This window comes from Corynebacterium sp. HMSC068G04, assembly GCF_001814885.1.
In the GTDB taxonomy this organism is placed as follows: domain Bacteria; phylum Actinomycetota; class Actinomycetes; order Mycobacteriales; family Mycobacteriaceae; genus Corynebacterium; species Corynebacterium hiratae.
This window is the reverse complement of sequence record NZ_KV818338.1, coordinates 19,073-34,434: the sequence shown is the minus strand read 5'-3', so window position 1 is coordinate 34,434 and position 15,362 is coordinate 19,073. Positions and strand designations below refer to the sequence as shown.

The 15,362-nt window shown below is 61.2% G+C and carries 13 protein-coding genes; 7 read left to right on the top strand and 6 right to left on the bottom strand.

Features of this window, described 5'->3' with window-relative positions:
• Positions 1-73 precede the first annotated feature (73 nt).
• The 6 genes from yvcK (at position 74) to secG (ending at position 6,279) form a co-directional block, all read left to right on the top strand.
• Positions 74-1,072: a gluconeogenesis factor YvcK family protein gene (gene yvcK, locus HMPREF2993_RS08430; protein ID WP_070701915.1), complete on the top strand. Its 999-nt coding sequence runs from the start codon at positions 74-76 to the stop codon at positions 1,070-1,072.
• Positions 1,073-1,173: 101 nt separating this feature from the next.
• Entirely contained in the window at positions 1,174-2,163 is a 990-nt protein-coding gene (gene whiA, locus HMPREF2993_RS08425; RefSeq protein ID WP_070701913.1) for a DNA-binding protein WhiA, read from the top strand.
• Between the two features lie 443 nt (positions 2,164-2,606).
• A complete protein-coding gene (gene gap / locus HMPREF2993_RS08420) occupies positions 2,607-3,614 on the top strand; it encodes a type I glyceraldehyde-3-phosphate dehydrogenase (protein WP_070511751.1) in 1,008 nt (335 codons plus the stop codon).
• Between the two features lie 207 nt (positions 3,615-3,821).
• Positions 3,822-5,039, top strand: coding sequence for a phosphoglycerate kinase (gene pgk / locus HMPREF2993_RS08415; RefSeq protein ID WP_046649104.1), 1,218 nt, complete (start codon positions 3,822-3,824; stop codon positions 5,037-5,039).
• A gap of 44 nt (positions 5,040-5,083) precedes the next feature.
• Entirely contained in the window at positions 5,084-5,863 is a 780-nt protein-coding gene (gene tpiA / locus HMPREF2993_RS08410; RefSeq protein ID WP_046649105.1) for a triose-phosphate isomerase, read from the top strand.
• A 182-nt stretch (positions 5,864-6,045) separates the two neighbouring features.
• The gene (gene secG, locus HMPREF2993_RS08405) at positions 6,046-6,279 is read left to right on the top strand and encodes a preprotein translocase subunit SecG (protein ID WP_046649106.1); all 234 of its coding nucleotides are present in this window, start codon (positions 6,046-6,048) and stop codon (positions 6,277-6,279) included.
• Positions 6,280-6,398: 119 nt separating this feature from the next.
• On the opposite strand, the gene pgl is transcribed toward secG, so the two are convergent.
• The 5 genes from pgl to tkt all read right to left on the bottom strand — a co-directional run bounded on the left by pgl (position 6,399) and on the right by tkt (position 13,040).
• Positions 6,399-7,160, bottom strand: a complete 762-nt coding sequence (pgl, locus tag HMPREF2993_RS08400) for a 6-phosphogluconolactonase (RefSeq protein ID WP_046649107.1) — start codon at positions 7,158-7,160, stop codon at positions 6,399-6,401.
• Between the two features lie 55 nt (positions 7,161-7,215).
• A complete protein-coding gene (locus tag HMPREF2993_RS08395) occupies positions 7,216-8,148 on the bottom strand; it encodes a glucose-6-phosphate dehydrogenase assembly protein OpcA (RefSeq protein ID WP_046649108.1) in 933 nt (310 codons plus the stop codon).
• Positions 8,149-8,169: 21 nt separating this feature from the next.
• Positions 8,170-9,621, bottom strand: a complete 1,452-nt coding sequence (gene zwf, locus HMPREF2993_RS08390) for a glucose-6-phosphate dehydrogenase (RefSeq protein ID WP_369816149.1) — start codon at positions 9,619-9,621, stop codon at positions 8,170-8,172.
• A 209-nt stretch (positions 9,622-9,830) separates the two neighbouring features.
• Complete coding sequence (gene tal / locus HMPREF2993_RS08385) at positions 9,831-10,919, bottom strand: transaldolase (protein ID WP_070701911.1); 1,089 nt, start codon at positions 10,917-10,919, stop codon at positions 9,831-9,833.
• Between the two features lie 45 nt (positions 10,920-10,964).
• Entirely contained in the window at positions 10,965-13,040 is a 2,076-nt protein-coding gene (gene tkt, locus HMPREF2993_RS08380) for a transketolase (protein WP_210401561.1), read from the bottom strand.
• A gap of 315 nt (positions 13,041-13,355) precedes the next feature.
• Here tkt and HMPREF2993_RS08375 point away from each other — a divergent pair, with 315 nt between their 5' ends.
• Positions 13,356-14,300, top strand: coding sequence for a heme o synthase (locus HMPREF2993_RS08375; protein WP_049157448.1), 945 nt, complete (start codon positions 13,356-13,358; stop codon positions 14,298-14,300).
• A 4-nt stretch (positions 14,301-14,304) separates the two neighbouring features.
• Here HMPREF2993_RS08375 and HMPREF2993_RS08370 read toward each other — a convergent pair whose 3' ends face one another.
• Entirely contained in the window at positions 14,305-15,273 is a 969-nt protein-coding gene (locus HMPREF2993_RS08370) for a quinone oxidoreductase family protein (RefSeq protein WP_049157446.1), read from the bottom strand.
• Positions 15,274-15,362 lie beyond the last annotated feature (89 nt).

The following is a 15,362-nucleotide window of genomic DNA, read 5'->3' as shown; positions in this document are numbered from 1 at the left end:
GAGAAGATTCGTATTCATTCCTTTTATTACATGACTGAAAGCTAGTACTTACGTGACGACTCTCCCACTCCACATGGCTAGCCTGGGCGGCGGCCATGGTCTTTATCAAACCTTGCTCGCTGCTCGCCGCACGGGCGCGGAGGCAATCTCTGCCATCGTCACCGTGGCCGATGACGGCGGTTCTTCCGGCCGGTTGCGCCGCGAGATGGACATTATTCCGCCAGGTGATTTGCGCATGGCCCTCGCCGCTTTATCCAGCGATACGGAGGAAGGCCAGCTGTGGGCCGAGACGCTGCAGCATCGTTTTCAGAGCACCGGTGCGATGGCTGGCCACGCCGTGGGCAACCTTCTCATCGCTGGACTCACTGAGGTGTTGGGGGATTTCCAGGCGGCTCTCGATGCCGTTGCACGCTTGACGGAGTCAGCCGGCCGGGTACTGCCAGCCGTGAACTTACCTCTGGAGATTGAGGCGGATGTTTCTGGGCTTGACGACGACCCCCGTATCATTCGCTCGGTCCGCGGCCAGGTGGCTGTTGCATCGACCGTGGGGCAGGTGCGCCGAGTGCGCATCATTCCGGAGAAGCCTGGGGCCAACCCGGAAACCATTAGCGCGCTGCACGACGCGGACCTGATCACCCTAGGTCCTGGTTCCTGGTTTAGTTCCGTTCTTCCACACGTCCTGGTGCCGGATATCGTCGACGCGATTACCTCGTCGGATGCTCTCCGCGTGGTGGTGCTCAATCTTTCTGCTGAGCCGGGTGAGACCCAAGGTTTTTCTGCCGAGCGCCACCTGCATGTCCTAGCGCAGCATGCCCCGAGCCTGCGGGTAGACCGCGTTATCGTCGACGCATCCGGGCTTCCGAACGAGTCGGAGCGCGTCTTTGTTCAGCGCGCCGCCAGTGTTCTGGGCGCTACGGCAGTCTTCCGAGACGTGTGCCAATACGACGAGGACGGAAGGTCGATCAATAAGCACTGCCCAGACAAGCTGGCGCAGGTGCTCACCGAGCTTTACACCGAGTATGCCGCCGAACGCGATGCCACAGCGGGAGCCCCAGACACTCATCGCGGTTAAGCACGCGATAGACTATGGGGCATTCATCGTTCACCGCCGCGTCTCGCCCACGCCAATCTGCGCGGTGCGCTACGTCCACGAGTTGAAAGGGGAGGCACGAGGTGTCTGCGTCATTGACCGATCAGGTCAAGGAGGAACTTACGGCGGTGTCCGTGCCGCGCCAGTCCGCCCGCGCGGCGGAGGTTGCCGCGATCCTCAGGTTCGCTGGCGAGCTCCACATCACCGGGGACCGCGTGATGTACGAGGTGGAACTGGAGTCACAAAGCGTAGCGAACCGCCTCGTCACCGCACTCGATGAGCTCTATTCGGTGTCCGCCAGCGCCCACGTCGCTGGGCCTGCGGCTTCGTCCAAGAAGAGTCGCGTGCAAGTGCGCATTACCACCGGTGCCAAGGAATTGACCAGACGCCTTGGTTTGGTAACACGCTCCGGCCACCCCGTGGTGGGTTTGCCTCCACAAGTCATCTCCGGTTCTGTAGCCGATAATGAAGCAGCCTGGCGCGGCGCCTTCTTAGCGCAAGGTTCCTTGACCGAACCGGGCCGCTCCTCAGCGCTTGAGGTGACCTGCCCATGCCAGGAGGCTGCACTCGCTCTTGTCGGCTGCGCGCGCCGTTTGGGCGTGGCGGCGAAGACAAAGGAAACGCGCGGCGCGGACCGCGTCGTCGTGCGCGACGGCGACGCCATTGGCGCGCTGCTGACCCGTATGGGCGCCCAAGAGACGCGCCTGACATGGGAAAAGAAGCGGATCCAGAGAGAAGCCCACGATACGTCTCGCCGTCTCGATAATTTCGATGATGCCAACTTGCGCCGCTCTGCCCGCGCGGCCGTGACGGCTGCAGCACGCGTCGAACGCGCGATGGTCATCTTGGGCGATGACGTTCCGGAGCATCTCGCGGATGCCGGCCGCTTGCGCGTGCAGCATCGTGAGGCCTCTTTGGAAGAGCTCGGCCGCCTGGCTGATCCGCCGATGACTAAGGATGCGGTGGCCGGGCGTATTCGGCGCCTTTTGTCTATGGCGGACAAGCGTGCCAAGGAGCTTGGGGTCCCAGATACGACGAAGGCCGTCACTGAGGATCTTTTCGAAGAGTCCTAGTTACTCGTGCCCGTTCGGGCATTAGACCGGGTATCACGCCCGATTTCCGTGCGGCTGTTGCCGCATTTCTTTTTGGATTAATCCGCTCTTTTTTGCTTTAGTGAGATATCCCACCCCGCAGTGAAAGTCCCCAACATAATCCCACACAAACGGGCATATCTGCAGGTGTATAGCTCGAGGGTTGTCTCAAATTCTCTGCGACGGCCCAACCACTATACGCCTCTTTTTGGCCTCGTGCGACCACTCGCGTTGGGGACGGGCAGGAGCACTGCGGGATGCACAAACCGTGGGTACTATCGGCCGTGTTGGGAAAACCACCGAGCACGTCACGGAAGTGGCAGGGCAACGGTGCCGCAAGAACGGTCCACCGCACTGCCTATAAAGACAAAGTCTCGGAAGCCCCCACGATAGAACTTCACTCGATTATTTGAGGAGACATTACAGTGACCATTCGCGTAGGTATCAACGGATTTGGCCGCATCGGCCGCAACTTCTTCCGTGCAGTCGCACAGGGCAACAATGACCTCGAGGTCGTCGCAGTCAACGACCTGACCGACAACGCAACCCTGGCCAACCTGCTCAAGTACGACTCGGTGCTGGGCCGCTTCGACGGTGAGATCGAGCACGACGACGAGTCCATCACCGTCAACGGTCACAAGATTGCAGTCTCCGCAGAGCGCGATCCGAAGAACCTGAACTGGGGCGAGCACAACGTCGACATCGTCATCGAATCCACCGGTTTCTTCACCGATGGTGAGGCCGCCAAGGCTCACATCGAGGCCGGCGCCAAGAAGGTCATCATCTCTGCTCCGGGCAAGAACGTCGACGCAACCTTCGTCTACGGCGTTAACTCCGATGAGTACGACGCTGAGAAGCACAACGTCATCTCCGCCGCATCCTGCACCACCAACTGCCTGGCCCCGATGGCCAAGGTCCTCCACGAGAAGTTCGGTATCGAGAAGGGCCTGATGACCACCATCCACGCCTACACCGGTGACCAGCGCATCCAGGATGCTCCGCACCGCGACCTGCGCCGCGCCCGCGCCGCAGCCGTCAACATGGTTCCGACCTCCACTGGTGCAGCAAAGGCCGTCTCCCTGGTTCTCCCAGAGCTGGAGGGCAAGCTCGACGGCTACGCAATGCGCGTTCCGACCATCACCGGTTCCGCCACGGACCTGACCTTCCAGGCATCCCGCGACGTCACCGCTGAGGAAATCAACGCTGCTATCAAGGAAGCCGCCACCGGCGAGTTCGGCGAGACCCTGGGTTACACCGAGGATCCGATTGTCTCCACCGACATCATCACCGACTCCCACGGCTGCATCTTCGATGCGGGCATGACCAAGGTTTCCAACGGCAACTTCGTCAAGGTCCTTGGCTGGTACGACAACGAGTGGGGTTACACCAGCCAGCTCGTGCGCACCACCTCCCTGGTTGCCTCCAAGCTCTAAAGCTGACTCTTTAGAATGACCACAGTGAACCAAGCTGTGATCGCCTGTGACAGCTCCACAGGCTAGACACCGGCCCATGCGCCACGCCTCACCCTCCATAATTTCGTGGCGTGCGCTGGGCCGATAGTCGTTTATAAGGAACCAGCACACTTTCCCATTGAATAGCATTAACCTTTAGCTTGAGTACCTACTTTTAAGGAGAACATCATGGCTTTCAAGACTCTGGACGACCTGCTCGCAGAAGGCGTCTCCGGCCGCCACGTCCTCGTCCGTTCTGACTTCAACGTCCCACTTGATGATGAAGGAAACATCACCGACTCCGGCCGCATCACCGCTTCCTTGCCGACAATCAAGGCCTTGATTGAAGGCGGTGCGAAGGTCATCCTGTCGGCGCACTTGGGCCGCCCGAAGGGCGAGGTCAACCCGAAGTACTCGCTGGCCCCAGTAGCAGAAGCTCTGTCTGAGGCACTGGATCAGTATGTCGCCCTCGCCGGGGATGTCAGCGGCGAGGACGCCCACGAGCGCGCTAACGGTCTCAACGAGGGCGATGTCCTGTTGCTGGAGAATGTCCGCTTCGATCCACGCGAGACCTCGAAGGACGAGGCAGAGCGCGGCGCCTTCGCTGACGAACTCGTCGCTCTGGCTGCAGACAACGGTGCTTTCGTCTCCGATGGTTTCGGTGTCGTTCACCGCGCACAGGCGTCCGTGTACGACGTGGCTAAGCGCCTGCCTGCTTACGCCGGCAAGCTCGTGCAGAAGGAAGTGGAAACCCTGGCGGCGGTAGCAGAGAAGCCAGAGCACCCGTACGTTGTCGTTCTTGGCGGCGCCAAGGTATCCGACAAGCTTGGTGTGATTGAGGCGCTTGCCGGTAAGGCCGACAACGTCATCATCGGCGGCGGAATGTGCTACACCCTCCTGGCAGCACAGGGCTACAACGTCCAGAACTCCCTGCTGCAGGAAGACCAGATCGACAACTGCAAGGAGCTGCTGGAGCGCTTCGGCGACAAGATCGTCCTGCCGGTCGACCTCGTCGCTGCCACCGAGTTCAATGCCGATGCAGAAAATAAGGTTGTGGGCCTCGACGGTATCCCGGAGGGATGGATGTCCCTCGATATCGGACCGGAATCGGTGAAGAAGTTCGATGAGGTCATCGCTTCCTCCAAGACCGTCTTCTGGAACGGCCCGATGGGTGTCTTCGAGATGGAAGCCTTCTCCAAGGGCACCGCAGGTGTGGCGCAGTCCATCATCGATGCCACGGCCAAGAATGGTTCCTTCACCGTCGTGGGTGGCGGTGACTCCGCAGCTTCCGTCCGACTGCTCGGCCTCGACGAGGACGGCTTCTCCCACATCTCCACCGGTGGTGGTGCTTCCCTGGAGTTCCTGGAAGGCAAGGAGCTGCCGGGCGTCAAGGTCCTGGAATCCTAATCAACCATCCTCTCAACACAGTCTGACTTCGAGAAAGGCTAATCATGGCACGTACCCCGCTTATCGCTGGTAACTGGAAGATGAACCTCGACCACAAGGAAGCTATCGGCTCCCTGCAGAAGTTCGCTTTCTCCTTGCCGAAGGAATACTACGAAAAGGTCGACGTGGCTTTTATGGTCCCGTTCACCGACATTCGCACGGTCCAGACGCTTGTCGACGGCGACGACCTGCAGTTCACCTACGGCGCGCAGGACATCTCCAAGCACGAGTCCGGCGCCTACACCGGTGAGGTATCCGGCAAGATGCTCTCCGCCCTGGGCTGCTCCTGGGCAGTGGTGGGCCACTCCGAGCGCCGCGAGTACCACGGCGAAACGGATAAGCTCGTCGCAGAAAAGGCCGCAGCGGCGTTGGCCAACGGTATCAGCCCCATCGTGTGTGTCGGCGAGCCCTTGGATGTCCGCGAGAAGGGCACTCACGTCGATTACGTGGTGACCCAGACCCGTAACTCCCTGGAGGGCCTGTCCGCTGAGGATCTGGCAAAGACCGTCATCGCTTATGAACCTGTCTGGGCTATCGGCACCGGCAAGGTTGCTTCCGCTGAGGATGCACAGGAAGTGTGCGCAGCTATTCGTCAGCTCGTCCGCGAGCTCGGCGGCGACGAGGTTGCTGAAGGCATCCGCATCCTCTACGGCGGCTCCGTCAAGGTGGACTCTATCGCGGAGATCGTGGGCAAGCCCGACGTTGACGGTGGTCTCGTCGGCGGCGCCTCCCTCAAGGGCGAGGAGTTCGCCAAGCTGGCGGCTAACGCCGCCCAGGGCGCCTAATCTCCCCGCATCCTGCCGTGGCGGGTCGGAATAGTTTCTGGCCCGCCACGTGGTGTATCATCGAGGATTATTGCGCGCGCTGTCTTCGCGCCCTTTTTTCCACGCGTGACGGTGGCTCACCACGGTGATTCACTAACGCGCGTCATACTCACTGTACATACGCGTAAACAAGGAACTACTTCATGATCTTGGCACTGGAAATCCTCCTCGTGATTGCCGCAATCTTGATGACTATCTTCGTGCTGCTGCACAAAGGTAAAGGTGGTGGCCTGTCGAGCCTTTTCGGCGGCGGCGTACAGTCCAACCTCTCTGGTTCCACCGTGGTAGAGAAGAACCTTGACCGCTACACCGTGGTCATGGTGGTTATCTGGCTTGCCTGCATCGTGGCTCTGAACCTGCTGCAGGCTTATAGCTAGAAGGTCTTTCGGCCCCGCCGCACATACGCCAAACGCCGCGTCCCTCCTCCAATAAAGGTGAAGGACGCGGCGTTGTAGTTTTCATTGGCGGCCCTAGAGAAGCCGCCGGGGAGCTGTTGTTAGAGACGCTGCGCGGCATCGTCGCTTAAGAACAGCAGCGTTTCCTCAGTGCCCTGAGCACCTGCGGCCGGCCAGTCCTCAGCCGCAGCGCCAGCCACGAGGTGGGAGACAGCCTCGGCCTTCTCCTCACCGGAAACCAGGAACCAAATGCGCTGGGAGCGGTTGATGGCCGGGTAAGTCAACGTAACGCGCTCAGAAGGCGGCTTGGGGGAGTCGTGGACCGCGAAGGCATAGTCGGTGTCTTCATAGACCGCTTCTGAATGCGGGAACAGGGAGTTAATGTGGCCTTCGTGACCCATGCCCAGCAGGTGAATATCGAAGCCTTCCGGCGCAAAGTCACGGATCTCGCCCTCATAGGCTTGTGCTGCGTGCTCCATGGATACGGCTCCCAAGTCATAGCCGTGAATGTGGCGCTCCGGGATATCCACGTGTGCCAAGAGAGCCTCACGGGCTTGGCCCTCGTTAGAGTCCGGATCGCTTACCGGCACGTTGCGCTCATCGCCGAAGAAAACATGGATGCGCGTCCAGTCCACAGCCAATGCTGGGTAGTCGCTGCCTTGCTGTTGAGCGGCGTCGTGAAGCCGTGCCAGCTCGCGCAGCATGCCGATTCCTGCTCCGCCACCGGTGAGCACGACGCGGGCGACACCATCCTTGTGGAGGCCGCCGCCTGGGGCTTGAATCGCCGCAACCGTCTCAATAAAGGCGAGTGCGGCGGAGGATATGAGCTCGTCGATGTCGCTAACGCGGCGAAGCGTGACCATGGTGCAGAAAGATCCTTCTGAATGATGAGACTAGGAAACGATGAAATGATTATGCCTACACACTGTAGTCCACGCGGGCTAAGGCGCGGAGAGCGTGAGCGTATGTCTTATCCGCATCGAGATGGCGGAGTTCTTCCGAAAGCACTTCTGCTTCGGAACGCACCGCGAGGCTAACGAGTGATTCCGGGGAGCCCGGAACACTGACCTTCACTGTCGCAGGGTCAACGACAGTGACGCTAACATCGGCAGTGGGACGTTGGAAAACCACCGAGGTAATCGGGAAGGTACCCGCCGCGCAGTCCGACACAGTACGGGTAACGGGGACGGAGAGGGCGTCGAGAAGCCAGCCGGCAGCAAAGTCGACGGCGGCGTGGTGCTCGGCACCGGAGATCTTCACAGAGGTGATCGGCTCGTGCGGGAACCTGTCGAGGGCCGAAGCGACGATACCGCGCCAGAGGGTGATGGCACCCCACGACATGTCGGAATCTCCGGGCTTATAGCCAGAGGAGAGCACGTGGAGGTCATACTGATCGACGCCACTGCCGAAGGCAACGTTGGTAATACGGCGCTGGGCCAGCGCACCGATCGGAACAGAGGACGGGGACGGCGGGCATGCCGTAGGCCACCACGCCACGATTGGCGTATCTGGAAGAAGCAGGGGAGTTACCACCGCTTCTGCCTGATCCGCGAGGGCGCCATGCAGGTGCATGACGACGATCTCCGAGGCACCCGCTTCGCCACCGACGCGCAACTCGGCGTCGAGCCGAGTGTCCTCGTCGAGATTTCCAGTAGCGATGACGATGACACGGGAAGGGTGCTCGTGGGAGGCATCGCGCACCGATGCGAGCAGGTTGTCCAGGTCATCGCCCTCTTCGGTCATGACGATGAGCGTGAGGACCCGGCCGGTCGTGAGCGTGTAGTGCTCCTGCATCTCTACAAGCTTCTTAGAGATCTTGCGCGTCGTCGTATCGGGCAAGGGGATAATCATAAGGCCATTCCTCCTAAGGACCTACGGACGGCGCCAGGAATGACCCCGGCGGCGCAGCATTCTATTAGCGGACTCCGGCCCCCACGTGCCAGCGCGGTATTGCTCCGGCTGTCCGATACTGGACCAGTACTCAATGATGGGGTCGAGGATGGACCACGACAGCTCCACTTCCTCGTTGGTGGGGAAGAGGGAGGACTCGTCCAAGAGGGCGTCGAGAATCAGGCGCTCATAGGCTTCCGGCGATTCTTCCGTAAAGGCCTCGGCATAGGCGAAGTCCATGTTGACGTCACGCACCTCCATGGTGGAGCCCGGAACCTTGGAACCAAAGCGCATGGTGACGCCTTCATCAGGTTGGACGCGGATCACCACGGCATTTTGGCCCAGCGCATCGGCTTGGCCCTGATCAAAAGGCTGGTGCGGGGCGGTCTTAAACACCAGTGCAATCTCGGTTACGCGGCGGCCCAGCCGCTTGCCGGTACGCAGGTAGAAAGGAACGCCCGCCCAGCGACGGGAATTAACCTCGAGGGTGCACGCGGCATAGGTCTCCGTCGTGGATTCCGGATCGAATCCTTCCTCCTCCCGCAGGCCCTTGACATACTCTGAGCCCTGCCAGCCGGCGGAGTACTGGCCGCGGGCGGTGGTCTTGTTAAGCGGGTGCACCGCATTGGTAGCGCGCAGCACCTTGATCTTTTCCGCCTGGAGCGCCTCTGGGTCGAAGGAGGAGGGTTCCTCCATGGCGACGAGGGCTAGTAGCTGCAGGAGGTGATTCTGGATGACGTCGCGCGCAGCGCCGATGCCGTCGTAATAGCCGGCACGTCCGCCCAATCCGATGTCTTCGGCCATCGTGATCTGCACGTGATCGATGTAGTGCGCGTTCCACATCGGCTCGAAGATCTGGTTGGCGAAGCGCAGCGCCATGATGTTCTGCACTGTTTCCTTGCCCAGGTAATGATCGATGCGGAACACCGAAGACTCCGGGAAGACGGCATTGACGATCTCATTGAGCTGGCGCGCGGAAGCCTGATCGTGGCCGAAAGGTTTTTCAATGATGACGCGGCGCCAGGAGCTTTCCGTGCTGTCCGCCATGCCGACGCGCTCTAGCTGGTGGCAAATATCGGAGAAGAACTCTGGCGGAACCGAAAGATAATAGGCCCAGTTTCCACCGGTGCCGCGGGAAGCGTTGAGCTCAGACAACCGGGCGGAGAGCCTATCAAAGCCAGCGTCGTCGAAGTTGCCTTGGACAAACTCGATTCCTTTGGCGAGGTGCTCCCACACATGCTCACTGAAGGTGGTTCGGGCACCCGCCTCGGCGGCCTCGCGGACGTAGTCGCAAAAGGCTTGCTTGTCCCAGTCTCGGCGGCCGTAGCCCACCAGCGTGAAGCCGGCGGGCAGCAGCCCTCGGTTGGCCAGGTCGTAGATGGCAGGGAGGAGCTTTTTGCGCGCCAAGTCACCCGTGACGCCGAAAATCACCATGCCGGATGGCCCGGCGATACGTGGCAGGCGCTTGTCCTTCGCGTCGCGCAACGGGTTGACCCACGCGCTGGTAGTGCTCACTAAGTGTCCTTTCGGTCTGTGTGAGATAAGTCCAACAGCTCAGCATAGCGACACGCGCCCCGCCGGCCACAGTTGCATGGCCGTTGGTGGCGCGCGCCGATGGTGAGCACTTAAAACCTCATGCTCTTTTAGGAGAGGCGGTCTGTCATCGAGGCAAGCAGTTCCTCCCACGCATCGACGAACTTGTCGACGCCCTCCTGCTCGAGCACGGTGAAAACATCGGCGAAGTCGATGCCGACAGCCTCCAGCTGTGCCCATACCTTCTCTGCGTCGTCAGAAGCTTCAGTCAGCGTATCGCCGTGCAGGTTCCCCTGCGCAAGAACCGCATCAATGGTCTTCTCGGGCATCGTGTTGACGGTCTCCGGCCCAGCGAGCTCGGAAACGTACAAGGTGGCAGGGTAGTCAGGGTTTTTGACTCCCGTTGACGCCCACAGTGGCCGCTGCGGGTGGGCACCGGAAGGCAAGTCGCTACCGTTGTCCTTGAACTCCTTCAGGAAAAGCGCATAGGCGCGTTGGGCGTTGGCCACGCCGGCCTTTCCACGCAGCGCGAGGGCTTCATCAGAGCCGTTCAACTCGAGGCGCTTGTCGACTTCGGTGTCCAAGCGGGAGACAAAGAAGGAGGCCACGGAGTGAATAGTGGAGACATCCTTACCTGCTTCGGCGGCGCGCTGAATTCCCTCCTTGTAGGCGGCAATCACCTGCGCGTAGCGCTCGACAGAGAAGATCAGGGTGACGTTGACGGAAATACCTTCTGCCAGAGCATCGGAGATGGCGGGCAGGGAACCGTCGGTTGCCGGGATCTTGATCATGAGGTTGGGGCGGTTGACCTTGGCCCACAGCTCGCGGGCCTGCGCCAAGGTTGCCTCTGAATCCGCAGAGATTCGTGGATCAACTTCGATGGACACGCGACCGTCCCGGCCTTCAGTTGCTTCATAGATCTCGGTGAAGAGATCGCAGGCATTGCGTACATCGTCTATGGCGAGCGAGTACACCGCGTCGTCCGCGGTAGCGGACTTTTCCTTCAGCGCTTCGATGTCGGCATCGTAGGAGGTGCCGGAGGACATTGCGGCAGCAAAGATCGCTGGGTTCGTGGTGACACCCACGATGGACTTGGTGTCGAGGAGTTCGCGGAGGTTGCCGGAATCCAAGCGCTCGCGGGAGAGATCATCGAGCCACGTCGAGGTACCGAGACGGGCCAGCTCATCAATATGTGTCATGGTGTGTGCAGGGTCCTTTCGTATTGGACAGCAGTAGGGAGGGAATCAGCCTGCCTGAGCAGCGGTGAGGGACTCGCGGGCGGCGTCAGCAACGGCCTCGGCTGTGAAGCCGAACTTCTCAAAGAGCTCCGCAGCAGGTGCGGAAGCACCGAAGTGCTCCAAGGACACGGTGCGGCCGAAAGTGCCGGTGTACTTGTGCCACGGCATGGAGACACCGGCCTCGACGGAGACGCGTGCGCGTACCGAGGAGGGGAGGACGGATTCGCGGTAGGAAGCGTCCTGCTCATCGAACCACTCCAGGCACGGTGCGGAAACGACTCGGGTGGCAGTACCTTCAGCCTCGAGTTGCTTGGCGGCCTCCACGGCGAGCTGTACCTCGGAGCCGGTGGCGATAAGAATCACGTCCGGGGTTTCCTTCGATGCCTCAACGAGGACGTAGGCGCCGCGGCGCACACCTTCGGCAGCTTTCTCCTTGGTTCCTTCGAGTACAGGCAGGTTCTGGCGGGACAGAGCGAGGCCCTTCGGAGCGGCCTTGTACTCAAGGGCCGCCGCCCACGCCTGAGCGGTCTCGTTGGCATCTGCCGGGCGGATGACGGAGAGGTTGGGGATGGCGCGCAGGGCAGCGAGCGTTTCCACTGGCTGGTGGGTGGGGCCGTCCTCGCCCAGCCCGATGGAATCGTGCGTCCAGACGTAGTAGGTATCGGTGGACATGAGCGCGCCGAGGCGGACAGCCGGGTACTGGTACTCAGAGAAGATGAGGAAGGTACCACCGTAGACGCGGGTATTGCCGTGCAGTGCAATGCCGTTCATGACTGCGGACATGGCGTGCTCGCGGATGCCGAAGTGCAGGTTGCGGCCGTAGGGGGTGGCAGTCCAAGTATCGGTGGTGATGGACTCTGGGCCGAAGGAATCCGCGCCCTTGATCACCGTGTTGTTGGAGCCTGCCAGATCGGCGGAGCCGCCCCACATCTCCGGCAGGGAGGCTGCAAGTGCCTGGATGGCGGCCTCGGAAGCCTTGCGCGTGGCCAAGGATTCGCCCGCTTCCCATGTCGGAAGTTCTGCGGCGAAGTCAGCCGGCAGCTCGCGAGCCTGGAGGCGGTCGAAGAGCTTCTTCTCCTCCGGGTTGGCAGCTGCCCACGCGTCAAACTTTTTCTGCCACTCTGCGTGCTTCGCGGCACCGCGAGTGGTCAGCTCGCGGGTGTGTGCGAGGACTTCCTCGTCGATGTGGAAGGACTGCGCCGGATCGAAGCCGAGGACCTCCTTGGTGGCGGCTACCTCATCCTCGCCAAGAGCTGCACCGTGGACGCCACCGGTGTTCATCTTGTTCGGTGCCGGGTAACCAATCACGGTCTTAACTCGGATGAAGGAGGGGCGGGAGGTTTCGGCGCGTGCCGCGGCGGCAGCTGCTTCGATGGCTTCGACATCTTCGCCGGACTCCACGGTCTGCACGTGCCAGCCATAGGCCTCGTAACGCTTAGCCACGTCCTCGTTGAAGGCAATGTTGGTGTCGTCCTCAATGGAGATGCGGTTGTCATCCCAGAAGACGATGAGATTGCCCAGCTTCTGGGTGCCCGCCAAGGAAGAAGCCTCAGCGGTGACACCCTCTTGCAAGTCACCGTCGGAGGCGATGACGTAAACGAAGTGATCGAAGGGGGATTCGCCGGCCGGGGCCGAGGCATCGAACAGGCCGCGCTCTTTGCGTGCGGCCATTGCCATGCCGACCGCGGACGCCAAGCCTTGGCCCAGGGGACCGGTGGTGATCTCGACGCCATCGGTGTGGTGAACCTCGGGGTGGCCCGGAGTCTTCGAGCCCCAGGTGCGCAGCGACTTGAGATCCTCCATCTCGAGACCGAAACCGCCGAGGAAGAGCTGGATGTACTGCGTCAGGGAAGAGTGTCCAACGGAGAGTACGAAGCGGTCGCGCCCTGCCCAGTGAACATCGGCCGGATCGTGGTTAAGCACGCGCTGGTAGAGCGTGTAGGCCAGCGGTGCCAGGGACATGGCGGTACCGGGATGGCCGGAGCCGCAATTCTGGACGGCGTCGGCAGCTAGGACGCGCACGGTATCCACGGCGCGAGTATCGAGGTCACTCCAGTCCGAAGGATAACGGCGCTCAACCATAGCCTGCAGTTCCGGGGACAACTTTTCGTTCGACACGGCGAAAACCTCACTTCGCTTCTGGAAACAGATATACCGTTAATCAGTGTAAAGGTTTTTCGATCTTCGGCGGGGGATTATATAAACCAGGTTTCGGGCGGTAGTCTGGCATGGTTGACGCTGTTGCCCCGCTGCCAGCCAGTGGGCGGCGACTATCCCCGAAGAACGCTTGGGGGATTCGCCACGAAGTTCTCGGGAACTTTTTGGCGCGGGCAGCCGACCAGTACGTCAGACCCATAAGCCATACACCCACGTGCCGGATATACGGAGGATTGTTCCTTGGAGACCATCAAGGCCTATTTTGCGCTAACGAAACCGAGGATCATTGAGCTCCTCCTCGTGGCGGCAATTCCGGCTATGCTCCAGGCGCAGCGTGGATTCGAGGCAGTGTCCTCCAACTTCTGGCTCATCGTCTCCACCATCTTCGGTGGATGGATGGGTGCCGCGGCTGCCCACACGTTCAATAACGTCGTCGATTATGAGATCGACCAGAAGATGCAGCGCACCCGTGCCCGGCCGCTAGTGCGCAAGACCATCTCGCGGCGCAATGCCGCGATCTTCGCGTGGATCATGTTGGCGCTATCCGTCTTTTGGCTGGGTGTGTTAGCTAACTCGTGGTTGGCCGCGTTCTTCGTGCTCTTGACCAACTTCTTTTATGTCATCGTCTACACGAAGTTCCTCAAGATGCGGAACTCCCAGAACATCGTCTGGGGTGGCCTCGCTGGCTGTATGCCCGCCATGGTGGGTTGGGCCGTCATTCGTGATAATGCACCGGCAGGGGAGCCGGACCGTTGGTGGCAGGCCGTGGTGCTGTTCCTCATTATCTTCTTCTGGACCCCGCCCCACACGTGGGCGCTGGCGATGAAGTACAAGGAGGACTACCGCAAGGCTGGGGTGCCGATGCTGCCCGTCGTTGCCGGGGAAGTAGAGGTGACCCGCCAAATCGTGTGGTACACGATCGGCACGGTTATCGTGACCTTCCTTATCATCCCTGCGGCCTCGTGGATCTACTTGGTGGCCGCGGTGTCTTCCGGCGCGGTCTTCCTTTGGATGGCGATTCGTCTGCACCAAGGGGTAAAGAAGGGCGCAAAGGTCAAGCCCATGCGCCTGTTTATTTACTCCAACAACTACCTGTCGGTTCTCTTTATCGGCCTGTCCATCGACGCCGTCGTGGGCTGGGAGCCCATCGGGCGCATGCTGGGATGGTCGGCCGCGCTGTTCTAGCGAGCTAGTCTTCGCGTACCCGGAGGACGATCGAGCCTGTGGTCTTGCGCTCTTGGAGGTCGCGGTGGGCCTGAGCAGCTTCGGCGAGCGGATACTCCGCGGAGATGCGGAAGTCGAGGTCGCCATCGATGACCGCCTGCACCACTGCCTGGGCGCGCATCTGGAACTCGCCTTCCTGGGAGGTCCAGGCGCCGAGTGAGGGGCGGGTGAGGAAGATGGAGCCGTGCTTGTTCAGCAGCTGCGGGTCCATCGGCGGGACGGGGCCCGACGCGGCACCGAAGAGCGCTACCGTGCCGCGTGGTCGTACAACCTCAAGGGATTCACCGAAGGTGGCTTTGCCGACGCCGTCGTAGACCACGTCCACGCCGCGCCCACCGTTGTGACGACGCACCTGCTCGGCCAAGCCGCTGCTGTAGCGGAACACGTGGTCTGCGCCCGCGCCATAGGCCAGCTCTTCCTTCTCATCCGTGGAGACCACGGAATAGACGGTGGCGCCCAGGGACTTCGCCATCTGGGTGAGGATCAAGCCCACGCCGCCTGCACCGGCAGTGATCAGACAGGATGCTCCTTCCCCTAGCTGATACACACCGTGGGTGAGGTAGTGCGCCGTCATGCCCTGCAGGAGCATCGAACCGGCGACGGCGGAGGGAATCTCGTCGGGGACGGCCACCACGCGGTCGCGCGGCACGCAGACCTGCTCCGCATAGGAGCCGAAAGCGTGATCCCAGGCCACCATCGTGCCCGGGGCGATTTCTCCCTGGGGGTCGTGCACAACGCGTCCGGTTCCTTCGAGACCGATGATGAAAGGCACGGAGGCGTTGTAGATGCCTTCGCGGTAGTAGGTGTCGATGTAGTTGACACCGGCCACGGAGACGTCGACAAGCAACTGCTCCTTCGTCGGCGTGGGGGATTCTACCTCGGCGTAGGTGAGGACCTCGGGCCCTCCGGTCGTGGTCACCTGAATAGCATGCATGGTGTCTAGGCTAAACGAAGCACAGGCACCCGCGCAGCAAAAAGCACCGCCATCCTCACTTCCTGGTGAGAACGGCGGCGCTACGAGTA